General features: G+C 69.2%; 20 protein-coding genes. 11 read left to right on the top strand and 9 right to left on the bottom strand.

Going from position 1 to position 20,762, the window contains the following annotated elements:
• From DTA15_RS26015 to DTA15_RS26005, 3 genes are read left to right on the top strand one after another with little or no spacing between them, the layout of a single operon-like run.
• A complete protein-coding gene (locus DTA15_RS26015) occupies positions 1-1,467 on the top strand; it encodes an O-antigen ligase family protein (RefSeq protein WP_006482820.1) in 1,467 nt (488 codons plus the stop codon).
• Positions 1,464-2,648, top strand: coding sequence for a glycosyltransferase family 4 protein (locus tag DTA15_RS26010; RefSeq protein ID WP_006482819.1), 1,185 nt, complete (start codon positions 1,464-1,466; stop codon positions 2,646-2,648). The genes DTA15_RS26015 and DTA15_RS26010 overlap by 4 nt, the downstream gene beginning before the upstream one ends.
• A complete protein-coding gene (locus tag DTA15_RS26005; RefSeq protein ID WP_006482818.1) occupies positions 2,648-3,814 on the top strand; it encodes a glycosyltransferase family 4 protein in 1,167 nt (388 codons plus the stop codon). Before DTA15_RS26010 ends, DTA15_RS26005 begins: the two co-directional genes overlap by 1 nt.
• A 133-nt stretch (positions 3,815-3,947) precedes the next feature.
• Here the strand turns inward: DTA15_RS26005 and DTA15_RS26000 are convergent, their stop codons facing one another.
• Complete coding sequence (locus DTA15_RS26000) at positions 3,948-5,183, bottom strand: MFS transporter (RefSeq protein ID WP_012493180.1); 1,236 nt, start codon at positions 5,181-5,183, stop codon at positions 3,948-3,950.
• A 154-nt stretch (positions 5,184-5,337) separates the two neighbouring features.
• Between DTA15_RS26000 and DTA15_RS25995 the strand changes: the two genes are divergently transcribed.
• Positions 5,338-5,808: a winged helix-turn-helix transcriptional regulator gene (locus DTA15_RS25995; RefSeq protein ID WP_012493181.1), complete on the top strand. Its 471-nt coding sequence runs from the start codon at positions 5,338-5,340 to the stop codon at positions 5,806-5,808.
• An 81-nt stretch (positions 5,809-5,889) separates the two neighbouring features.
• Here DTA15_RS25995 and DTA15_RS25990 read toward each other — a convergent pair whose 3' ends face one another.
• The 3 genes from DTA15_RS25990 to DTA15_RS25980 all read right to left on the bottom strand — a co-directional run bounded on the left by DTA15_RS25990 (position 5,890) and on the right by DTA15_RS25980 (position 8,666).
• Entirely contained in the window at positions 5,890-7,398 is a 1,509-nt protein-coding gene (locus tag DTA15_RS25990) for an MFS transporter (protein WP_006482166.1), read from the bottom strand.
• A 126-nt stretch (positions 7,399-7,524) separates the two neighbouring features.
• The gene (locus DTA15_RS25985) at positions 7,525-8,298 is read right to left on the bottom strand and encodes a helix-turn-helix transcriptional regulator (RefSeq protein ID WP_006482167.1); all 774 of its coding nucleotides are present in this window, start codon (positions 8,296-8,298) and stop codon (positions 7,525-7,527) included.
• Between the two features lie 26 nt (positions 8,299-8,324).
• The gene (locus tag DTA15_RS25980) at positions 8,325-8,666 is read right to left on the bottom strand and encodes an FKBP-type peptidyl-prolyl cis-trans isomerase (RefSeq protein WP_006482165.1); all 342 of its coding nucleotides are present in this window, start codon (positions 8,664-8,666) and stop codon (positions 8,325-8,327) included.
• A gap of 581 nt (positions 8,667-9,247) precedes the next feature.
• Here DTA15_RS25980 and DTA15_RS25975 point away from each other — a divergent pair.
• Together DTA15_RS25975 and DTA15_RS25970 are read left to right on the top strand one after the other, a co-directional pair.
• On the top strand, positions 9,248-10,165 hold the full coding sequence (locus tag DTA15_RS25975) for a metal-dependent hydrolase (RefSeq protein ID WP_012493182.1): 918 nt from the start codon (positions 9,248-9,250) through the stop codon (positions 10,163-10,165).
• Positions 10,166-10,609: 444 nt separating this feature from the next.
• Complete coding sequence (locus tag DTA15_RS25970) at positions 10,610-12,100, top strand: sigma-54 dependent transcriptional regulator (protein ID WP_020979476.1); 1,491 nt, start codon at positions 10,610-10,612, stop codon at positions 12,098-12,100.
• Positions 12,101-12,128: 28 nt separating this feature from the next.
• On the opposite strand, the gene DTA15_RS25965 is transcribed toward DTA15_RS25970, so the two are convergent.
• Positions 12,129-12,512 (bottom strand): GtrA family protein, encoded by a 384-nt coding sequence (locus DTA15_RS25965; RefSeq protein ID WP_012493184.1) that lies wholly within the window; start codon positions 12,510-12,512, stop codon positions 12,129-12,131.
• A gap of 589 nt (positions 12,513-13,101) precedes the next feature.
• Between DTA15_RS25965 and DTA15_RS25960 the strand changes: the two genes are divergently transcribed.
• Positions 13,102-13,350 (top strand): hypothetical protein, encoded by a 249-nt coding sequence (locus tag DTA15_RS25960; RefSeq protein ID WP_077020940.1) that lies wholly within the window; start codon positions 13,102-13,104, stop codon positions 13,348-13,350.
• Positions 13,351-13,574: 224 nt separating this feature from the next.
• Here DTA15_RS25960 and DTA15_RS25955 read toward each other — a convergent pair whose 3' ends face one another.
• Positions 13,575-14,357 carry an ABC transporter substrate-binding protein gene (locus tag DTA15_RS25955; RefSeq protein ID WP_006490696.1) on the bottom strand — a complete coding sequence of 261 codons (783 nt, stop codon included), beginning with the start codon at positions 14,355-14,357 and terminating at the stop codon, positions 13,575-13,577.
• A gap of 235 nt (positions 14,358-14,592) precedes the next feature.
• On the opposite strand from DTA15_RS25955, the gene DTA15_RS25950 reads away from it, so the two are divergent.
• Together DTA15_RS25950 and DTA15_RS25945 are read left to right on the top strand one after the other, a co-directional pair.
• Complete coding sequence (locus DTA15_RS25950; protein ID WP_006490694.1) at positions 14,593-15,012, top strand: MbcA/ParS/Xre antitoxin family protein; 420 nt, start codon at positions 14,593-14,595, stop codon at positions 15,010-15,012.
• Positions 15,009-15,710 (top strand): RES family NAD+ phosphorylase, encoded by a 702-nt coding sequence (locus DTA15_RS25945; RefSeq protein ID WP_006490695.1) that lies wholly within the window; start codon positions 15,009-15,011, stop codon positions 15,708-15,710. Before DTA15_RS25950 ends, DTA15_RS25945 begins: the two co-directional genes overlap by 4 nt.
• A gap of 34 nt (positions 15,711-15,744) precedes the next feature.
• Here the strand turns inward: DTA15_RS25945 and DTA15_RS25940 are convergent, their stop codons facing one another.
• Positions 15,745-16,476: a metallophosphoesterase gene (locus DTA15_RS25940; RefSeq protein ID WP_006493108.1), complete on the bottom strand. Its 732-nt coding sequence runs from the start codon at positions 16,474-16,476 to the stop codon at positions 15,745-15,747.
• A gap of 133 nt (positions 16,477-16,609) precedes the next feature.
• Between DTA15_RS25940 and DTA15_RS25935 the strand changes: the two genes are divergently transcribed.
• Entirely contained in the window at positions 16,610-17,263 is a 654-nt protein-coding gene (locus DTA15_RS25935) for a DUF1345 domain-containing protein (protein WP_006486145.1), read from the top strand.
• 6 nt (positions 17,264-17,269) lie between these two features.
• Here the strand turns inward: DTA15_RS25935 and DTA15_RS25930 are convergent, their stop codons facing one another.
• On the bottom strand, positions 17,270-17,938 hold the full coding sequence (locus tag DTA15_RS25930; RefSeq protein WP_012493186.1) for a glutathione S-transferase: 669 nt from the start codon (positions 17,936-17,938) through the stop codon (positions 17,270-17,272).
• A 97-nt stretch (positions 17,939-18,035) separates the two neighbouring features.
• A complete protein-coding gene (locus tag DTA15_RS25925; RefSeq protein ID WP_006486143.1) occupies positions 18,036-18,743 on the bottom strand; it encodes a class I SAM-dependent methyltransferase in 708 nt (235 codons plus the stop codon).
• A gap of 318 nt (positions 18,744-19,061) precedes the next feature.
• On the opposite strand from DTA15_RS25925, the gene DTA15_RS25920 reads away from it, so the two are divergent.
• Complete coding sequence (locus DTA15_RS25920) at positions 19,062-20,714, top strand: DUF3459 domain-containing protein (protein ID WP_006486141.1); 1,653 nt, start codon at positions 19,062-19,064, stop codon at positions 20,712-20,714.
• Positions 20,715-20,762: the final 48 nt, after the last annotated feature.

Raw genomic sequence — 20,762 nt, 5'->3', positions numbered from 1 at the left:
ATGAGTACGATTGCCGCCGAACGTGCGCCGTCGCGCGCCCGCAGCTGGTTCGCCGAGCCGAAGCACTGGGCCGGCCAGGCTGGGCTGTGGACGTTTACCGCCGCGCTGATCGCCATCCACCAGGGCAAGGTGCTGACGCTCGCGTTCCCGGTGCTGGCCATCGCGGTCGGCATCTGGCTGTATTTCAAGAGCCCGGCGCGCTATGTCGGCTTCATGTGGTGGGTGTGGTTCCTGAGCCCGGAAGTGCGTCGCCTGGCCGACTGGTCGAAGGGCGCGTTCACGCCGACGAGCCTGATCCAGGTGGCGCCGCTCGCGGTGACGATGATCGCCGGCCTGGGGCTGCTCAGGCATTACCGCGTGCTCGCGCAGCGGCGCGGCATCCCGGTGCTGCTGATGCTGTTCGGGCTCGCGTATGCGTACCTCGTCGGGATCGTGTCGAGCGGCGTGATGGCCGCGACCTACGATCTCGCGAACTGGGTGTACCCGGTGCTGATCGGCTTTCACATCATGGTCAACGCGCGCGACTATCCCGAGTATCGCGACGTGCTGCTGTCCACGTTCATGTGGGGCATGCTCGTGATGGGCCTGTACGGCATCGTGCAGTACTTCGTGATGCCGCAGTGGGACGTGCTGTGGATGATCGGCTCGGACATGGGCTCGCAGGGCGAGCCGGTGCCGTACGGCGTGCGCGTGTTCAGCACGATGAATTCGTCCGGCCCGTTCGCGTTCGCGATCATGGGCGCGCTGGTGTTCGTGTTCGCGGCGCCGCAGAAGATCCGCTGGTTCGCCGGGGCGGCCGGCTTCGTATCGTTCGCGCTGTGTCTCGTGCGCTCGACGTGGGGCGGCTGGGTGATCGCGCTCGCGATCCAGCTCGTGCAATCGAGCAACCGCGTGCGGATGCGGATCCTGATCAGCGGCGTCGTGCTGGTCGGGCTGTGCGTGCCGCTGCTGACCGTCGGGCCGGTGGCCGACCGGCTCGGCGCGCGCCTGCAGTCGATCACGAACCTGAAGGACGACCGCAGCTACGACGACCGCAACAAGTTCTACGCGACCTTCGCGCAGACGGCGTTCACCGACGTCGCCGGCGAAGGGATGGGCGCGACCGGCGCGTCCACGAAGCTGTCGAGCGACAGCGGCGAACTCGGCAAATACGGCAGCTTCGACAGCGGCGTGATGAACGTGCCGTTCGTGCTCGGCTGGCCCGGCACGCTGCTGTATCTCGCCGGCGTCGTGATGCTGTTCGGCCGCACGCTGCGCGCGGCGTTCAAGTTGCGCCAGGACAAATTCGTCGCGGCATGCCTGAGCCTGTGCCTGTCGACCTTCGCGATGCTCGTGTTCACGAACTCGCTGATCGGCACCGGCGGCCTGCTGATGTTCACAGCCATTTTTTCGATACTTGCCGCGGCGCACTGGCAGAAGGCGCAACGCCTGCTGGCCGCCGCGCGTTCACGGGGAGGCGACCATTGAGAATCGCGATCGTCACGCACGTCGTGCGACATAACGACGGGCAGGGCCGCGTCAATTACGAAATCGCGCGCGCGGCGCTGGCCGAAAACTACGAGGTCACGCTGGTCGCGTCGCACGTCGCGCCCGAGCTGCTGGCCGACCCGCGCGTGCGCTGGGTGCCGGTGAAGGTCGGCGGCTTCTGGCCGTCGAATCTCGTCAAGCAGCAGGTGTTCGCGCTGAAAAGCGCGGCGTGGCTGCGCGCGCACCGCGGCGAATACGACGTGCTGCACGTGAACGGCTTCATCTCGTGGATCAAGGCCGACGTGAATACCGCGCACTTCGTGCACGGCGGCTGGTTCAAGAGTCCGTACTATCCGTTCGGGCCCACCAAGGGGCTGTGGTCGGCTTACCAGTACGTCTATACGCGCGTGAATACCGTGCTCGAGCGCTGGGCGTACAAGCGTTCGCGCGCGATCACCGCGGTATCGCAGAAGGTGGCCGACGAGATTGCCGGGCTCGGCATCGACAGCCGCAAGATCAGCGTGATCTACAACGGCGTCGACGGCAGCGCGTTCGCGGGCGCGCAGGCCGACCGCGCGGCATTCAAGCTGCCGGACGACGCGTTCCTGCTGCTGTTCGTCGGCGACCTGCGCACGCCGCGCAAGAACCTCGGCACCGTGCTGAAGGCGCTGACGAAGCTGCCCGCGAACGTGCATCTCGCGGTGGCCGGCTATCTGCCCGGCAGCCCGTATCCGGAAGAAGCGCGCGCGCTCGGCATCGATTCGCGCGTGCATTTCCTCGGTCTCGTGAAGAACATGCCGACGCTGATGCGCTCGGTCGACGCGTATGTGTTTCCGTCGCGCTACGAAGCGATGAGCCTGTCGCTGCTGGAGGCGATGGCGGCCGGGCTGCCGGTCGTCACCGCGCGCACGGCGGGCGGCGCGGAAATCATCACGCGCGAATGCGGGATCGTGCTGGAGGACCCGGACGATCCCGCCGCGCTCGCGCAGGCGATCGGCGCGCTCGCGGCATCGCGCGACACCTGTCGCGCGATGGGCGACGCGGCCCGCGAACTGATGACCCGTTTCGGCTGGGCGCACATGGGCGCCCAGTACGTCGCGCTTTACCGGCGCATCGGCCAACCCACGCAGCCGTCCGCCTTCGAGCGGGTCGAGCATGCAATCACGCAGGAGCAACCGTGATGTCCCAATCTTCCCGGCCGATCAAATCGTTGCAGATCGGCATGCACTGGTTCCCCGAACGCGCGGGCGGCCTCGACCGGATGTACTACTCGCTCGTCGGCGCGCTGCCCGGCGCGGGCGTCGAGGTGCGCGGGCTCGTCGCCGGCTCGCCGAAGGTCGCCGACGACACGGGCGGGGCGATCCAGGGTTTCGGTCCCGCGTCGGAGCCGCTCGCGCGCCGGATGCTCGCCGCGCGGCGCGCGCTGCGCGACGAGATCCGCAGCGCGCGGCCGGACGTGATTTCGTCGCACTTCGCGCTGTACACGTTCCCGGGGCTCGACGTGACGCGCGGGATTCCGCAGGTGTCGCACTTCCAGGGGCCGTGGGCCGACGAAAGCCAGGTCGAGGGCGCCGCGTCGCTCGGACAGCGCGCGAAGCGCTATCTCGAACAGGCCGTCTATACGCGCTCGTCGCGGCTGATCGTGCTGTCGCAGGCATTCGGCCAGATCCTGACGAACCGCTACGGGATCGATCCGTCGCGCGTGCGTGTGATCCCGGGCTGCGTCGATACCGCGCAGTTCGACACGCCGCTCACGCCCGCCGAGGCGCGGCACAAGCTGCAACTGCCGCAGGACCGGCCGATCGTGCTGGCCGTGCGCCGGCTCGTGCGGCGCATGGGGCTGGAGGACCTGATCGATGCGATCGGCCTCGTCAAGCGCCGTCACCCGGACGTGCTGCTGCTGATCGCCGGCAAGGGCAAGATCGGCGAGGAACTGCAGCAGCGCATCGACGAAGCGGGGCTGCAGGACAACGTGAAGCTGCTCGGTTTCGTGCCCGATCATCATCTCGCGGCGTTGTACCGCGCGGCGACGGTCAGCGTCGTGCCGACGGTCGCGCTCGAGGGCTTCGGCTTGATCACCGTCGAATCGCTGGCGTCCGGCACGCCGGTGCTGGTCACGCCGGTCGGCGGGCTGCCGGAGGCGGTCGCCGGGTTGTCGAACGATCTGGTGTTGCCGTCGACGGGCGCCGATGCGATCGCGGAAGGGCTCGGCGGTGCGCTGTCGGGCGCGATCGCGCTGCCCGACGAGGCCGCGTGCAAGCGCTATGCACGCGATCATTTCGACAATGCGGTGATCGCGCGCCGCGTGGCCGGCGTGTACGAGGAGGCGATTCAGGCAGCCGGCTGAACGCCCGCGGCGCGCCGCCGAACCGCAGCGGAACCGAAAGCCCGACCGGCGCGCGTGCGCGGCCGGTTCGCGTGCCGGCCGCCCGCCGAGGGCGGGCCGGCTTTTCCCGTTCGATCCGCACGGCCGGCGCGCCTCACGCGCGCCTGAGCGTCGCGGCCCACACGCCGAGCGCGGCCACGCTCACCGCCGCACCGAGCACGCAGACGCCGGTCCAGCCGGCGCGCGCGTACATCATCGTGGCCGCAATCGCGCCGAGCCCGCTGCCGGCCGAATAGAACAGCATGTAGCAGCCGACGAGGCGCGCATGCGCGTCGGGCCGCGCGCCGAGAATCATGCTCTGGTTGACGACGTGCACGGCCTGTCCGCCGACGTCGAGCAGCACGATGCCGACGATCAGCAGCGCGATCGACGTATTGCCGAACGCGAGCGGCAGCCACGCGCATGCGAGCAGCGCGAGTGCGGCGCCGGTCGTCGCTTCGCCGCGCCCGCGATCCGCGAGCCGGCCCGCGCGGGCGGCGGCCGCCGCCCCGAGTGCGCCGACGAGGCCGAATGCACCAATTTGCGTGTGCGACATCGCGTGCGGCGGCGCGCTCAGCGGCAGCACGAGCGCGCTCCAGAAGATGCTGAACGCCGCGAACATCAGCAGCGCGATCGCGCCGCGCACGCGCAACACACGTTCGTCGCGCAGCAGCGCCACCATCGACCGCAGCAGCGCCGCGTAACCGATGCGTTCGCGCGGTTCGCGCATCGCCGGCAGCAGCCGCGACAGCACGACCAGCATCGCGATCGCGAGGGCGCCCGATACGAGATAGACGGCCCGCCACCCCGCGATGTCGGTGACGACACCCGCCAGCGAGCGCGCGGCCAGCAGCCCGACCACGACGCCGCCTTGCGCGGCGCCCACCACGCGCCCGCGTTCGCCCGCGCCGGCGAGGGCGGCCGAGCACGCGATCAGTCCTTGCGTCATCGCGGTGCCGAGCAATCCGACCGCGACCATTCCCGCCAGCAGCGCGACGCGTGTCGACGCGGCGGCCACGCCGATACAGGCTGCGGTCAGCAGCAGAAGCTGCACGGCGATCAGGCGCTTGCGGTTCAGCAGGTCGCCAAGCGGCACGACGAACAGCAGCGCGAGCGCGCAGCCCAGCTGCGTCGCGGTGACGACGCCGCCGACGGCGGCCAGCGATACGCCGAAATCCCGCGCGATCGAATCGAGCAGCGGCTGCGCGTAGTAGACGTTCGCGACGCTCGCCGCGCAGCAGACGGCCAGCAGCACGACACGCGCCGACGACAGGCGGGCGCCCTCAGCCGGATGGATCGCGCCGGTTGGCGCGTTCGATGCAACGGTGCCGGAATGGCAGGACGATTCCATGGGTTGCCTCACGCAATGTAGTTGCAATTTGAAACTGGGTTGGAGTGTAGGAAAAGTAGTTTTAAAATGCAACCTGTTGGGTGACGGGCCAGCGGCCCGTGCCCGGATGGCCGGCATGCCTGCGAAGGCGGCCGGCGTGATTGCGGAGAGCAACATGGCCAGGCAGAAAAGTCTTGCGGATTCGCCGTGCCCGGTGGCGCGCGCGACCGATATCGTCGGCGATCGCTGGGCGTTGCTGATCGTGCGCGATGCGTTCGACGGCGTGCGCCGCTTCGGCGATTTCCGCGCGAGCCTCGGCGTCGCGAGCAACATCCTGTCCGACCGGCTGAAGATGCTGGTGGACGCGGGCGTGTTCGACGTCGTGCCGGCGTCCGACGGCACCGCGTATCAGGAGTACGTGCTGACCAAAAAGGGCGAGGGGCTGTTTCCGGTCATCGTGATGCTGCGGCAGTGGGGCGAGGCCAACCTGTTCGCGCGCGGCGAGCGGCATTCGGTGCTGATCGATCGCGGCACCGGGCGCGCGATCCGCAAGCTCGCGCTGCGGCACGACGACGGCCGGCCTTTGAAGGCGGCCGATACGGTCGTGAAGAAGATCGATGACGAAGCGGGCGCGGCGCGTCGGTGAGCGTCATGCGCGAGGGTCGTGCCGTCGGATGGCATTCGGCGCGACAGCACGAGCGCGGCACTGCCGGCTACGCGAGTCGATTCACGCAGACCTTCTTTCGTCGGCGTTACCTGATCCAGCCTCACCTCGGTGACGCGTGACCGCACGCGTGCGATCGACCGGTGGCGTCGCCCGAGGCGCGGGAGAGGCACCGCGATCCGCATTGGTCCGCACACGGGTCGCGAGCAGTGCGGCCGCGAGCAGCAGCGCGACCGACACGGCGGTTTCGATCCGCAACCCGCTGACGACCTGCGCTGCACCGCCGCCGCCGGCGAGCGCACCGAATGCCGCGACGCCGATTGCACCGCCGGCCTGCCGTGCGGTATTCAGCACCGCCGACGCGATGCCGGCCCGGTCGGGCGCGACCGACGCGAGCACGGCCGTCGTCATCGCGGGCACCGCGAAGCCCATGCCCGACGGAATCAGCAGGAACGGCACCAGCACCATGACGAGCGGCGTCGTTGCATCGACGACATGCAGCGACCCGTAGCCGAGCGCGGCGACGAGCGCGCCGGCCACCATCGGCATGCGCGGGCCGTGGCGCGCGACGACGCGTCCGCTCGCGAGATTCGACAGCAGGAACCCGCCGGTGAGCGGCAGGAACGCGAGCCCGGCCTGCAACGCCGACTGGTCGCGTGTGCGTTGCAGGTACAGCGCGAGCATGAATACGGTGCCGTAATACGTGAGGTTTACGCAGATCCCGAACAGCACGGCCGCGCTGAACGTGCGGTGGCGGAACAGCGATAGCGGCAGCATCGGCGTGGCCGTGCGCGATTCGATCGCGACGAACGCGAGCGCGGCCAGCGCCGCCAGCGTGAAGCCGCCGGTCACGACCAGGTGCGTGAAGCCGAGCGGCCGCCATTCGATCACGGCGCCGGTCAGCGCGGTCAGCATCGCGATCGCGACGAACTGGCCGCGCGGATCGAGCGAACGGGCCGAGCGTGCCGGGGCAGCCTGCTCGCGGCGCGCGGGCACCCACGCGAACGTAGCGGCGAGCCCCGCCGCGCACAGCGGCAGGTTCACGAGGAAGATGCCGCGCCAGCCCCACGCGGCAATCAGCAGGCCGCCGACGACCGGGCCGGCCGCGATCGCGATGGACCCGGCCGCCGTCCACCCACCGACCGCGCGGGCGCGCAGGCGCGGGTCGTGCCGGCACGCGTCGTTGAGCAGCGCGAGCGAATTCGGCAGCATGGCCGCGGCGCCGACGCCTTGCAGCGCGCGGGCCGCGATCAGCATCGCGGGCGCGACGGCGGCGCCGCATGCAAGTGACGCGAGCGCGAACAGCAGGAGGCCGGCGACGTACAGGCGGCGCGCGCCGAAGCGGTCGCCGAGCGCACCGGCCGACAGCATCAACACCGCGAACGCGAGCGTGTACGCATCGACGACCCATTGCAGGCCGGCGACCGGCAGGTGCAGGTCGGCGGCGAGATGCGCGAGCGCGATATTGACGATCGTCACGTCGAGCTGCGTGACGACGAAACCGATGCTGACGGTGGCGACGACGCGCGCGAGCGCGGGCGGGAAAGCGGGGGACGGTATGGTCGTATCCATGCGTCCATCGTAGGCGGCGACGGACAGGCGATGTTTCAGCGGGACGCGAAGCGTCGATACGGATGCCGACGCGAATGCGTGCCGCTGGCTACGTGCGTCGATGCGTATTCGGCGAGGCCGATGCGTTCAATGCCGTTCGCCGCGCCAGCGTCCCGGCGCCACGCCGAAGCGCTTCGTGAACGCATGCGTGAACGTGCTCTGGTCCGCGAAGCCGACGCTGCCCGCGATGTCGACGAGCGCATGCCGGCCGTCGGCGAGCAGCACGATCGCGGCGTCGAGCCGCAGCCGCTGCAGGTAGCGATGGGGCGTTTCGCCGAATGCATCGACGAACAGTTGATGAAAGCGCCGCATCCCGTAGCCGCAGTGCGCGGCGAGATCGGCGATGCGCAGCGGTTCGGCGAGCCGCGCGCGCAGCCAGCGGTCGATGCGCGCGAAATCGAGGCCCGACGCAGGCGCGGCGATGCCCGCATCGTCGAGCAGCGCGTCGCACAGGCGAGCCGCGGCCTGCCACTGAAAGCGGTGCGCGGCGGCCTGCCGTGCGTCGCCGTCCGGCGCATCGTGTTGCGCGGCGGCCGCCGCGACCTGCGCGACGAGCGACGTGAGCGCCGGGTCGATCGACACGGCCCGCGCATGGTCGAACAGCCGCTGCGGTACCGCGAGCGACGCGGCGGGCAGGTCGATCACGAGCTGGCGATTGTCGCCGAGGCCCGCGTAGTCGTGGCGCGCGCCGGCCGGAATCAGCCAGGCCGCGTGCCGGTCGATGCGCTGGCCGATTCCGTCCACCGCCATCACCATCGCGCCATCGACGCCGAGCACGACCTGGTGGAAGTCGTGCACGTCCGACGCTTCGCACGTGGCGTAGCGGCGCAGCGCGATGGCGGGGGAGGCGATGCGTTCCATCGGGAAGGAAACGGCGGGGTGCAGGGTCAGACGTCGAGCAGTTCGACTTCGAACACGAGCGTTGCATTCGGCGGAATCACGCCGCCTGCGCCGCGCGGGCCGTAGCCGAGTTGCGGCGGGATCGTCAGGCGACGCACGCCGCCGACCTTCATGCCCTGCACGCCTTCGTCCCAGCCCTTGATGACCATGCCGCCGCCGAGCACGAACGCGAACGGGTCGTTGCGATCCTTGCTCGAATCGAATTTCTGACCGTCGGTCAGCCAGCCCGTGTAGTGGACGCTGACGGTCTTGCCGGCTTGCGCTGCCGCGCCGGTGCCTTCGGTCAGGTCTTCGTACTTGAGGCCCGATTCGGTCGTGATGACGGACATGATTTCTCCTGAAAGAGGTTGCGTGAAACCGCTATTGTAGGCGAGCGCGCAGCGGGCCGGCGCGCGTGGATTTCGCGCCGTTTCACGCTGAGCGGGGCCGCGTGGCGGGGCGTGCCGGCGTGAGCGCCCGAAACGCAATTGGAACGCGTGTTTGAATTTTTCGCGAGCCGCGCGGGCGAGGGTGCACCGCGACGGTGCGCGGCGCGTATGAATCGATGCGAACGGCTCACGTGACAGCCTGCTGCACGAGCGTTGCCCGATCCCGCGAAAGGCCCGCCGCACGGGGCTGGCGGGCCGCTGGCGGGGCGCCGCGCCGCATCCGGCGCCTCGCCCCGACGCGCGCGCCCGCGTTCGAATCGCGGCCCGGCCGAATGTCGTTCGAGCGCCGTTTTTTCCGTCTTTCCGACCGTGCCCTGTTTGGAAGCGCGCATCTACCGCGCGGCTTGCATGCGCCGGCGCGCGCGGCCTATCGTTACATCTGTCGATGTCAGGATTTTGGCGGCGCGCGATGCGCCGCCCGGGCTTGCGCCGGCCGCGTCGGACGATGCGCCGGACGGCTCCGCAACAGGAGAACGATGAACATGAAGTCAGCCGCTTCCGCCACCGCAGCCGGGATCATGCCGGTGCGCCGCGACCTGCGCTTCGACCTGCCGGTCGAACGCGCGAAGGACTGGCATGGCCTCGGGTCGCACGTGACCCATTTCTTCAACGCGCTGTCGCTGCTGTTTCCGGCCGGCGAGCGCTTCTTCATGGATTCGGTGCGCAACTATCGCGACCGGATCGACGATCCCGTGCTGAAGCAGCAGGTGCTCGGCTTCATCGGCCAGGAAGCGATGCATACGCGCGAGCACATCGAATACAACGAGCTGATGCAGGCGAACCGGCTACCCGCGCGCAAGCTGGACCAGCGCGTGTGGACGGTGCTCGGCTACATGAAGCGCAAGCTGCCGCATTCGGTGCAGCTCGCGCATACGGTGGCGGCCGAGCATTACACGGCGATGCTCGCCGACTGGCTGCTGCGCGACCCGACGCGCCTCGACGGTTCGGTCGAAGGCTACCGGCAGATGTGGATCTGGCACGCGCTGGAGGAAACCGAGCACAAGGCCGTGTCGTTCGACGTGTGGAATGCCGCGATGAAGCCGGGGCTGCGTCGCTACCTGATCCGCATCGGCGTGTATCTGCTGACGACGCTGACGTTCTGGCCGACCGTGTTCCTGATGCATGCGACGCTGCTGTGGCGCGATCGCGGCGCCGGCCATCACGTGCGCGGCATGCTGCGGATGATCGCGTTCCTGTACGGGCCGCGTCGCGGGCTGTTCCCGCGCATCGCCGGCGAATGGCTGAGTTTTTTCCGGCCGGGCTTCCACCCGTGGGATCACGACAATCGCCACCATCTCGCGCGGGTCGATGCACTGGCCGCCACCTATGGCGAACACGGCGGCGCGCCGGCCGGCCGCGGCCGCGCGAACACGCCCGCGCCGCTCGCGTCGGGCCGCTGACCCCTCACCCGCCGCACGGCGGGGCGCCGCGCATGTTGCGTTCGTGCATCAGCCGGCTTCTTCCGACGATTGACGAAAATCAACCGGAACCGGTTGCCCGGGCGTCCGCCTGCCCGGCGGACCGGTTGCGCGCGCATGGGCCGGCGCACGAATCGGGCGTGCGCCGCGTCCTCCACGATCGCCGTGCGCCAGCACCGGCGCGGCTTTGCGCGGTCGGGGCCGGGCCTTTCCGGTCGCGCGCGGCGCCCGCCACCGGGATAACACCCATCTAGCCGCGGGCCGGCCGCATCGATATACCGTTCATGACAACGTCGACCTCCGGCGCGATTCATGCGCAGGGGGATTTTATTCGGACGGAAATACGGCCAATATGTCGGTTCGATCGTGTCCGTCGTACGCGGCGGCGAGCCGGCGCGCGATACCAACGCCAAGCGGGGAACAACGATGGTTGCAAGGTCACCCGACGCAAACGGGCAGGCGGCGCCCGAGATGACGGACGTGTCCGTCACCGCCCCCGAGGCCGGACGCAAGCTGTTCGTGATCATGCGCACGCCCGACGAGCCGTTGCTGGCACAACTGCGCGGGCTCGGCTGGGAGATCGCGGTCGCGAAGACGGCCGGCGCCGCGCAGAACATGACCTCCGGCGTGAGCGTGGCCGCGGGGCTCGTCGATTTCACCGGCTTCACGTCGCGCGACTATCCCGCGCTGAAGATGTGTCTGAGCCAGCCGGCGATCGGCTGGATTTCCATCGCGCAGGCCGGCATCACGATCGGCCCCGCCGTGCGCGAACTGATCCGCAGCTATTGTTTCGATTACGTGACGCTGCCGCTGCCGTACGAATGGATTTCGCACGTGCTCGGCCATGCGCGCGGGATGGCCGCGCTCGATCGCGTCGACGGCGCCGCCTACGCGGCGTCGATCGGCGAACACGGGATGATCGGCAACTGCGAGGCGATGCAGCAGCTGTTCAGCACGATCCGCAAGGTCGCGAAGACCGACGCGAGCGTGTTCATCTCGGGCGAGTCGGGCACCGGCAAGGAGCTGACGGCGCTCGCGATTCACGAGCGCTCCGGCCGCGGCAAGGGGCCGTTCGTCGCGATCAACTGCGGCGCGATTCCGCATCACCTGCTGCAGTCGGAACTGTTCGGCTATGAACGCGGCGCGTTCACCGGCGCGAACCAGCGGCGCGCGGGCCGGATCGAATCGGCGAACGGCGGCACGCTGTTTCTCGACGAGATCGGCGACATGCCGGTCGAAAGCCAGGCAAGCCTGCTGCGCTTCCTGCAAGAGGGCAAGATCGAGCGGCTCGGCGGGCAGGAATCGATCGCGGTGGACGTGCGGATCATCTCGGCCACGCACGTCGATCTCGACGGCGCGGTCGAGGCCGGGCGCTTCCGCGCGGATCTCTATCACCGCCTGTGCGTGCTGCGCATCCACGAGCCGCCGCTGCGCGCGCGCGGCAAGGACATCGACATCCTCGCGCACTACGTGCTGCAGAAATTCAAGGCTGACAGCGGCCGCAAGATCAGCGGCTTCACGTCGGCCGCGCTCGACGCGATGCGGCGCTACGAGTGGCCCGGCAATGTACGCGAACTGATCAACCGCGTGCGGCGCGCGATCGTGATGGCCGAGAGCCGGCTGCTGACGCCGCACGATCTCGGGCTCGACACGCCCGGCGAAACCGAACCGGTGACGCTCGAACAGGCGCGGGCGCTGGCCGAACGCACCGCGATCGAGAATGCGCTGCTGCGCAACGACCACCGGATCAACAAGGCCGCCGCCGAACTCGGCATTTCACGCGTGACGCTCTACCGGATGATGATCGAGCACGGGCTGAACGATCACGACAACAACGGCGGCAGCGGCGGGAATGGCGACAGCGGCGGGCACGACGGCGCGCCGTCGGGCGACGCGGGGCATCAGCGGGTCGGCTGAGCGGCGGGCGCGATGCGTGCGGGCCGGCTCAGCGATAGGTCCACAGCCGGTGCAGCACGAACGTGACGGGCGGCACGCACAGCACGACCGCGACGATGCTCCACGCGCGGGCGAGCCCGAGTGCGTCGGTGCCGTGCGCCAGCAGCATCGTCACGGCGAGGCCGGCCATCGCGACCGCGAGAAAGCGCATGAAGTTGCCCCACGTCACCGGCGACGAAAAACTCCACAGCGTATTGGCGAGATACGAGAACGCCGTCGAGCAGACGAACGCGCTCGCGTTCGCGACGACGGGCGTCGCGTCGCACAGCGCGAACATCGCGGCGGCGATCAGCGCATGCAGCGCGGTCGAGCCCAGGCCCGACACGCCGAAGCGGATCAGCCTGGCACGTTCGGCGGCGAAGGTACGGAGCATCGTGGGCAGTGGTCGGCGTGAAGTCGCGTGAAGCGGAGTCGCAGTATAGCCATGCGATCGGCCGCCGCGTCCAGCGCGATGGACGGTACGCGTCGCCGGCGCCGGCATGTAAAGCGCATGAAACATTTCGCGTCGGCCGCCGGAGGAATTGCCGCGCCGAACCGGTCCGGTCGGCCGGTCCGTCGCCGGTAAAAATTCCGCGCTCCATTGTTCAGCCTTATTCCGCAAGGCCCCGCCGTTGCCGGGCCGGCGCGCGCCGCGGCCCCGATGTTTCAGTTTCGTAACTTCCCGTATGCCACACCCGTGCCGGCCGTCAGCCGGCCTGACCATCGCCTTGTCCGGCCGGGCTCGCGCAGCGCTGGCCCGGTCCTTGCGAAGAGGGACATGCGAGAGTCGACGACGCGAGGTCCGTCCGGTCAGGCGGCGCAAGCCTTCGGTACCGGCCAGGACGCAGTCCGCGGGGATGCGGCGGCCGCGCGCGGGGCAGCAGCCGCGTCGCGGCGAGCACGGGACGTCGTCGCCTGATCGCCGGGGCATCGGCATCGTCCGGTTGCCGGAACAAACATCAGACAGCAAACGGGGTAGAAAAATGATCGATCATCACACGCCGCGGTCCGCTGGCCGCGATCGCCGTGATTCGGGACATCGCCGCTCGAACGTCGCGCTTGCGGCCGACCGGCATGCCTCGACAGGCCATCTCTCCGCGCCCGGTGCGAGGCGGATCCGGCTGGTTGCCGGTCATCCGCGCCGGGTCGGCACTTTCCTGCACGCGAACCCGGTCCGCATGGGCATGTGCACACGGGCGCCGGTACCGCGACGCCCGATCTTCGCCTATTGACCAGAACGGCACGACATCCATTCGCATGGCGTGTCGTTGTCTCAGGGAGTCGATCTGCAGTCCAAACAATAATGCAGGGTCCTGCCGTGTGCCGCATACGACGCAAGACGACCTGCATTCGATGCGACGGCGAACCGCTCGATGCCGTTGCCATCCGGTTGCAAGGGGAGGGGCGGTCGGACGCGCGCGACGGAAGCTGTATCCGTACGCGCGCGACGCCGTTTTCAACTGCCGTAGATGTCGAAGTCGAAGTACTTTGACGCGAGCCGCTTGTAGGTGCCGTCCTTGACCATGTCGAGGATCGCGCGATCGATCTTCGCCTTCAGGTCGGTATCTTCCTGGCGCAAGCCGATGCCCGCGCCGATGCCGAGCACCTTTTCGTCGACGAGCTCGGGCCCGACGAACGTGTAGTTCGCGCCGCGCGGCGATTTCAGGAACCCGATCGCGGCCTGCACTTCATCCTGCAGCGCCGCGTCGAGACGGCCGGCGATCAGGTCGGCATACACGCCGTCCTGGTTCTGGTACGACACGACGTTCGCGCCTTGCTTGCCCCAGTACGCCTTCGCATACGTCTCCTGCGTCGTGCCCTGTTCGACGCCGATCGATTTGCCCTTCAGCGATTCGGCGGTCGGCAGCAGCGGCGAGCCCTTCTTCACGACGAGCCGCGTCGGCTGGTTGTAGATCTTCGTCGTGAAGCCGATCTGCTGCGCGCGTTGCGGCGTGATCGACATCGACGACAGCACCGCGTCGAACTTCTTCGCCTTCAGCGCCGGAATCATCCCGTCGAAATCGTTCTCGAGCCACACGCATTTCGCCTTCAGGCGCGCGCAGATCTCGTTGCCGAGGTCGATGTCGAAGCCGACGAGCTTGCCGTCGGGCGCTTTCGACTCGAACGGCGCGTAGCTGGCATCGGTGCCGAAGCGGATCGTGGTCCAGTCCTTCGCGACGGCGGGGCCTGCGGATACCGCGAGCAGGGCGATCGAAACAGCGGCAATCAGTCTCTTCATGGTGCGTTCCTTGGCGTGGTGCATCCGGTTTCTGTGCGACACGGTCTCCACGGACACGACCCGCGCCGTGACGCGGGGTCCGCACGGCCATTAACGCAGAAAATAAAATCAGAGTCCAGAATGGACAAAAAATATCGATTTGTCGGATGGACGTGCGCGATCGCTGGGTGCGACCCTTGCAAAAATACGAGAATGGACTAATCTTGTTAGTAGATTCGTTTCGAGACTAACCGTCATGTCACAGCCCGCCTACGATTCGCATTCCGCCTTGCCGCACGCTTCGGTCGCGCAGATGTCGGCGGCCGGCCTGCGCGCGTTTTTCAACATCGCGCGCGACTGGGAACTGACGATCGACGAGCAGATCGTGCTGCTCGGGTCGCCCGGCCGCTCGACGTTCTTCAAGTGGAAGGCCGCGCCGGAATCGGCGCGCCTGCCGCGCGATACGCTCGAGCGCCTGTCGCTGCTGCTCGGCATCTACAAGGGGTTGCAGATCCTGTTGCCGCAGCCCGCCGCGGCCGATGCGTGGGTCAAGCGGCCCAACGATGCGGCGCCGTTCGGCGGCAAGCGCGCACTCGACCGGATGCTGGCCGGCAACGTCGGCGATCTGGTGGCCGTTCGCCAATATCTCGATGCGATGCGGGGTGGCTGGGCGTGACGACACCGACCGACGTCACCCGGTGGCCCACGACCACCGTCGACTGGGCACCGGCCTATCGCGTGATTCCCACCCGTTTTCCTGCCATCAACCTGTTCGACCGCGTCGCGTCCGCGGAGGATTTCGACGCGCTCTATGCACTCGAATCGCTGACCAACGACCGCATCCGCAACGAAGTCGGCACGCTCGAGCTCGTGCCGCCCGCCGAGCGCCGCTACGGGCAGGGCTGGGGGCCGATCATGGCCGCGTTCACGCACCTGAATCCGCTGGGCAGCCGGTTTTCGGACGGCAGCTACGGCGTGTTCTACTGCACCCGCTCGCGCGACACGGCGATCGCCGAAACGCGCTATCACAGCGGGTTGTTCCTCGCCGCGACGAAGGAGCCGCCGATGCGCCAGCAGATGCGGCTCTATACCGTGTTCGCGCACGGCGACGTCGCCGACGTGCGCACGTGGCCGCAGCGCGATCCCGCGCTGCTGGACCCGGTCGACTACCGCGCGGGGCAGGCCTTCGGTCGCGCGGTGCGCAACGCGGGTGGCGCGGGAATCGTCTATCCGTCGGTGCGCGATCCGCGCGGCGAGTGTCTCGCGGCGTTCCGCACGACGCTGCTGCGCGACTGCCAGCATGCGGCCTATCTCGAATACAACTGGAACGGCTCGGCCGTCGATGCGGTGTTCGAACTGAATCAGGTCGGCTAGGGTTCGCGTGGGGACGCAGGCGCCGGCCGGCGCGTCAGGGTAGCGGCCAGTCGCCCGCGTGGCGCTCGCGCGCTTCGGTCTGCGTCATCGACCATGTGCGGCCGGTGCGCGGCTCGGCGAGCGTGAGCCGCCCGGCCGGCGCGAACGCACCCGTGTCGATGAACCATTGCGCGCCGATCCGTTGCGGCTCACGCACCGGTGTGTGCCCGGTGCACGTCAGCGACAGTCCGGCCTGCCGCGCCGGATCGGCGAGCCCCTGGACCAGATCGCGGCCCCAGATCAGCCGCTCGCGCACGTCGTGCGGATAGCTGCCGGTATCGAGCTCCGCGTCCGAGCCGAAGAATTCCGCGTGCAGCACGTTGAAGCGCGTCGGGCCGTCGCCGATCACCCGCACGAGCGGCAGCGCGTCGACGCGCGCCGCATGCGCGCGCAGCCGTTCCGGCGGCAGGTCGGCGCCCCAGTCGCCGCCGATCCTGCGCCACGCGTCGGGCGGCAGCTTGCCGCGCGCGACGAGGCTCAGCACTTCCTCGTGATTGCCGCGCACGACGTGACACCACGGCCGGTCGAGCAGGTCGAGCGCGGTGTCGGAGGCCGGGCCGCGGTCGACGAGATCGCCGACCGAGAACAGCCGGTCGCGCGCCGGATCGAAGCGGACGTCGTGCAGCAGCGCGCGCAGCACGTCCACGCAGCCGTGCAGGTCGCCGACGACGAAGTCGCGGCCGGCCGGGTTCGCGGGATGGCGGCAGAGCAGGGCGGGGGCAGTCATCCCCTTATCTTAGGCGCTCGCGCCCATCGCCACGTGACGACGGAATGGCGATAATCGGGGCGCGTTACCCGCCGGCGCGGCGGCTTTCCCGCGCACCGGCCGAATCCTTTCCATCCGCTTTCGGAATCACACGATGACGCTTTATCCGCAGGTATTACGCAACCGGCCGCGCATGGTCGCGGCATTCGTCGCCGGCGTGCTGTGCGCGGTCCTGCTGCCGTTTCCGCTGCGCCCGACCGCGCGCGCACTGATTGGCTGGGACTGCGCGGTCTGGCTGTATCTCGTGCTGATGTGGGTGCGCATGGTCACCGCGCATCATCACAAGGTGCGCGAAGTCGCGATCCGCGAGGATGAAAACGCGACGACCGTGCTGACCGTCGTGTGCCTCGCGACCGTCGCGAGCGTGGCGGCGATCGCGATCGAGCTCGCGACCGCGAAGAGCGTCGGCTTCAGCGCGGGGCTCAGCCACTACGCGATCACGGGCGCGACGCTGTTCGGCGCGTGGTTCCTGATCCCGACCATCTTCACGCTGCACTACGCGCGGCTCTATTACGGCTCGCCGAGCAGCGATCGCGCGCTCCGCTTTCCGGACCAACACCCGGAGCCCGATTACTGGGATTTCCTGTATTTCGCGTTCACGCTCGCGGTCGCGTCGCAGACGGCCGACGTGTCGCTCGCGAACCGCTCCGCGCGGCGCTCGGTGCTCGCGCAGTCGATCCTGTCGTTCTACTTCAACATGGCCGTGCTCGGCTTGTCGATCAACGTCGCGGCGGGGCTGCTGAGCTGACGCCGGTTACTTGAGCAGGTCGTACCGGCCGCCGCGCTCCAGCGCCCGCTGGTACGCCGGCCGCGCATGGATCGTGTCGAGAAAGCGCGCGATCGCCGGATACCGGCTGCCGCCGCCGCGCGCGGTCGCGGCTTCGAGCGGAAAGCTCATCTGGATGTCGGCCGCGCTGAAGCCGTCGCCGACGAACCAGCCGCTGCGTGCGAGCGCGCCGTCGACATGGCCGAGATGCAGATCGATCTGCGGATCGACGAAACCCGATTGCAGCGTCGCGGCGATCTTGCGCGCGATCGGCCGCGCGAAGAACGGCATCGGCGCATGCGCGATCCGCAGCGCGACGAGCTTGAGCAGCAGCGGCGGCATCGCCGACCCTTCCGCGTAGTGCAGCCAGTACGTGTAGTCGTGCCGCTCGGGCGAGCCGGGCGGCGGCGCGAGGCGCCCGTTGCCGTAGCGTTCGACCAGGTATTCGATGATCGCGCCCGATTCGGCGAACGTGCGGCCGTCGTCGGTCACGACGGGCGACTTGCCGAGCGGATGGATCGCGCGCAATTCGGCCGGCGCGAGCATCGTTTTCGGATCGCGTGCGTAGCGCACGATCTCGTATGGCACATCCAGTTCTTCGAGCAGCCAGAGCACGCGCTGCGAACGCGAGTTGTTCAGGTGATGGACGGTGAGCATGTCGAGGCCGGAAGGGGGCGGGAACGACATCATACCGAGTGCCTGCGGCGCGTTCGCGAATCGCGTGGGGCGGGCCATCGCGGGCCGCATCGAACCGTCACGCGCGTCGCACCGCGATCCACGCGCCCCAGAACAGGCTCGCGAAAAAGCGCAGCGGCGCGTCGAAGCCCGCGTCGCGCAGCAGCGCGAACACGGCTTCCTCGGATGCGGGCGGATCGGCGCCCTGCAGGATTTTCGCGAGTTGCGCGCGCACCGCGTCGGGCGTGGCACCCTTCATGCGCCAGCGCTGCTGCCACGCATCGAGCAGGCGCGGATGGTCCGCGTAGCGGCGATGGTTGCCGGCGAGCACGAGCGGCGCGCCGGGCTTCAGGCGTCGCGCGATTGCGTGCAGCAGCGCGACTTTCGCGTCGTCGCCCGGCAGGTGATGCAGCACGCCGATCAGCGTCGCGCCGTCGAACGCGGGCGCGTCGGGCAATGCGTCGACGCCGTCCTCGACGAACGCGGTACGCGCGCCGAAACCCGCTGCTTCGACGTTCGAGCGCGCGAGCGCGAGCATCGGCGCGGACGGGTCGACGGCCGTGAACCGCCAGCCCGGTTCGAGCGCGGCCGTGACGCAGATTTCCTGCCCCGTACCGCCCGCGCCCGCGACGAGAATCCGGGCATCGGCCGCCCCGATCGCCGACGCGAGCATGCACGCGGCGAGTTCGTGGCAGGCATCGTAGCCAGCCAGCGCGATGCGCGATTGCTCGGCGTATTCGTGGGCGCGTGACGGATCGAATTTCGCGGCGCTGGCGGGAAGCGACATGGCGGAGTCCTCGGGTCGGTGCGCGGACGACGTGTCCGCGAGCATCACGCAGAGCGTAGGGGCGCGCGGCCGGCGCAACAAGGCGAGCGATCATTCCGGTATGCCGACTACCCGACTCGCCGGCGCGTGACGGTCGCCCGTTTCCACGGGTGGTTGGCCGGGGTCGATTCGCATTTAAAAATGTCTGACCACGGTGCATCGCGGTGGCGAATCCGGCGCATACTCGTTTCTCTCCCCAGCCTGGCCGTCGCATGCCGGGCCCCGATGCGCTGCGCCAGTGGCGCGGCCATGCCGCTCGGTACGCACGAGGAGCGCATGATGTCCGATTGTCCGCACGATCCGTACGCGCAGCACTACATCCATTGCTTGCCGTTTGGCGCGCAGCCCTGCGGCGCGCTCAGCCCGACGCCGCGCACGCATTTCCGCGTGTGGGCGCCGGGCAGCACCCACGTCCAGCTCGAACTCGATATCGGCTACGGCCCGACGCTCGTGCCGATGACGAGCGCCGGCCCGAACTGGTTCGAAGTCTTCGTCGACTGCGGCGCGGGTGCGCGTTACCGCTATCGGCTCGACGATACCGTGTCGATTCCCGATCCCGCGTCGCGCTCGCAACCCGAAGGGCTCAACGGCCCCAGCGAGGTCGTCGATCCGCGCGCGTTCACGTGGCGCAATACGTTCTGGCACGGGCGCGCGTGGGAAGACATCGCGCTCTACGCGATTCGCCCGCACGCGGTGGGCGGCTTCGACGCCGTGCGCCGTCGCCTGCCGCAGCTCGCGCGCCTCGGCGTGACCGCGCTGGAGCTGCTCGCGTCGCCGCACGACAGCCTGCCGTTCGCGCCGCTCGCGGCCGAAGGCGGCCCCGACGCGCTGAAGGCGCTGATCGATGCCGCGCATGGCTACGGTCTCGCGGTGCTGCTGGAGCTCGACTACGCGCGCTTCGGCAGCGGCACCGATGCGCTGCGCCACTACGCAGGGCCGTTCTTCCATACGCGCGACGATCCGCTGCAGGCCGCGCCGCTCGCGCTCGATCATCCGGAAGTGTGCGATTTCTTCTGCGACAACGCGCTGTACTGGATCGACGAATACCGTTGCGACGGGCTGCGCCTGCGCGAAGCCGACCGGATCGGCGTGTCGTGGCTGCGCGAGATCGCGGACCGCGTGCGCGCGGCCGTGCCGGCCGACCGGCTGATCCATCTCGTGCTCGGCAGCGAGCGGCACCCCGCGCATCTGGCCGATACCCATTTCGACGCGCAGTGGAACGGCTGCGGCGAACGCGCGCTGCACCGGCTCACGGGGCGCGACACGTCGGCCCACGAGGGCATTTCCACGCACCAGTCGATTCACACGCTCGCCCGCGCGCTGACCGCGGCGGGCGCGGCGTACCAGCCGGCCGCGTCGGCGGACGGCATGGCCGCCGATGGCGGACTGGCGCTGACGTCGCTCGTGCTGTCCGATGGCGCATGGCGCGACAGCGGCCACGGCGATCACGGGCAGGCGGCCGGACTGGCCGCGCTCGCGCTGTCGTTGCTCACGCCGCAGATCCCGCTGGTCTTCGACGAAACCGCGCGCGACGTCGATCGTGCGCATTTCGTGCAGTCGGCGCTCGCGGTGCGCGCCAAGCTGATCGCGCCAAGGCTGTCCGATTGCCGGCCGCAGGACGCACGCGCGCTGAAGGCGGACGGCGACGGCGATGCCGACGCGCTGTGCGCATCGTGGCGGCTCGCCGACGACGAAACCTTGACGATCGCGTTGAACCTGTCGCCGGACGCGGTGCCGTTCGACGCACCGGGCGGGCGGGTGGTGTTCGAGACGCCGGCGCGCGCGCGCGACCGGGTCGATGAAGGGGAGTTGCCGCCGTATTCGCTCGTCGCGTGGCTGACGGGCGACGTCAATCGCTACGCGTTGACGCACGACGTGCGTCGCATCGACGACGGTTCGTGGCGCGGGATGCGTGCGAACCTGAATGCATGAGCCGATGAAGTTGTGAAGCGGCGGGACCGCGCGCGGTCGCACCCGGCG

Source organism: Burkholderia cenocepacia, assembly GCF_900446215.1.
GTDB lineage: Bacteria > Pseudomonadota > Gammaproteobacteria > Burkholderiales > Burkholderiaceae > Burkholderia > Burkholderia cenocepacia.
This window is presented reverse-complemented; position numbering and strand designations above follow the sequence as displayed.

Excerpts from the sequence above, each read along its gene's own strand:
- DTA15_RS25930 (WP_012493186.1), bottom strand. The coding sequence starts at position 17,938 with ATGCTCACCGTCCATCACCTGAACAACTCGCGTTCGCAGCGCGTGCTC.
- DTA15_RS25980 (WP_006482165.1), bottom strand. The coding sequence starts at position 8,666 with ATGTCCGTCATCACGACCGAATCGGGCCTCAAGTACGAAGACCTGACC.
- DTA15_RS26000 (WP_012493180.1), bottom strand. The coding sequence starts at position 5,183 with ATGGAATCGTCCTGCCATTCCGGCACCGTTGCATCGAACGCGCCAACC.
- DTA15_RS25925 (WP_006486143.1), bottom strand. The coding sequence starts at position 18,743 with ATGTCGCTTCCCGCCAGCGCCGCGAAATTCGATCCGTCACGCGCCCAC.
- DTA15_RS25975 (WP_012493182.1), top strand. The coding sequence starts at position 9,248 with ATGAAGTCAGCCGCTTCCGCCACCGCAGCCGGGATCATGCCGGTGCGC.
- DTA15_RS25995 (WP_012493181.1), top strand. The coding sequence starts at position 5,338 with ATGGCCAGGCAGAAAAGTCTTGCGGATTCGCCGTGCCCGGTGGCGCGC.
- DTA15_RS25985 (WP_006482167.1), bottom strand. The coding sequence starts at position 8,298 with ATGGAACGCATCGCCTCCCCCGCCATCGCGCTGCGCCGCTACGCCACG.
- DTA15_RS25920 (WP_006486141.1), top strand. The coding sequence starts at position 19,062 with ATGTCCGATTGTCCGCACGATCCGTACGCGCAGCACTACATCCATTGC.
- DTA15_RS25950 (WP_006490694.1), top strand. The coding sequence starts at position 14,593 with ATGTCACAGCCCGCCTACGATTCGCATTCCGCCTTGCCGCACGCTTCG.
- DTA15_RS26015 (WP_006482820.1), top strand. The coding sequence starts at position 1 with ATGAGTACGATTGCCGCCGAACGTGCGCCGTCGCGCGCCCGCAGCTGG.
- DTA15_RS25960 (WP_077020940.1), top strand. The coding sequence starts at position 13,102 with ATGATCGATCATCACACGCCGCGGTCCGCTGGCCGCGATCGCCGTGAT.
- DTA15_RS25935 (WP_006486145.1), top strand. The coding sequence starts at position 16,610 with ATGACGCTTTATCCGCAGGTATTACGCAACCGGCCGCGCATGGTCGCG.
- DTA15_RS25965 (WP_012493184.1), bottom strand. The coding sequence starts at position 12,512 with ATGCTCCGTACCTTCGCCGCCGAACGTGCCAGGCTGATCCGCTTCGGC.
- DTA15_RS25955 (WP_006490696.1), bottom strand. The coding sequence starts at position 14,357 with ATGAAGAGACTGATTGCCGCTGTTTCGATCGCCCTGCTCGCGGTATCC.
- DTA15_RS25990 (WP_006482166.1), bottom strand. The coding sequence starts at position 7,398 with ATGGATACGACCATACCGTCCCCCGCTTTCCCGCCCGCGCTCGCGCGC.
- DTA15_RS26005 (WP_006482818.1), top strand. The coding sequence starts at position 2,648 with ATGTCCCAATCTTCCCGGCCGATCAAATCGTTGCAGATCGGCATGCAC.
- DTA15_RS25970 (WP_020979476.1), top strand. The coding sequence starts at position 10,610 with ATGGTTGCAAGGTCACCCGACGCAAACGGGCAGGCGGCGCCCGAGATG.
- DTA15_RS25940 (WP_006493108.1), bottom strand. The coding sequence starts at position 16,476 with ATGACTGCCCCCGCCCTGCTCTGCCGCCATCCCGCGAACCCGGCCGGC.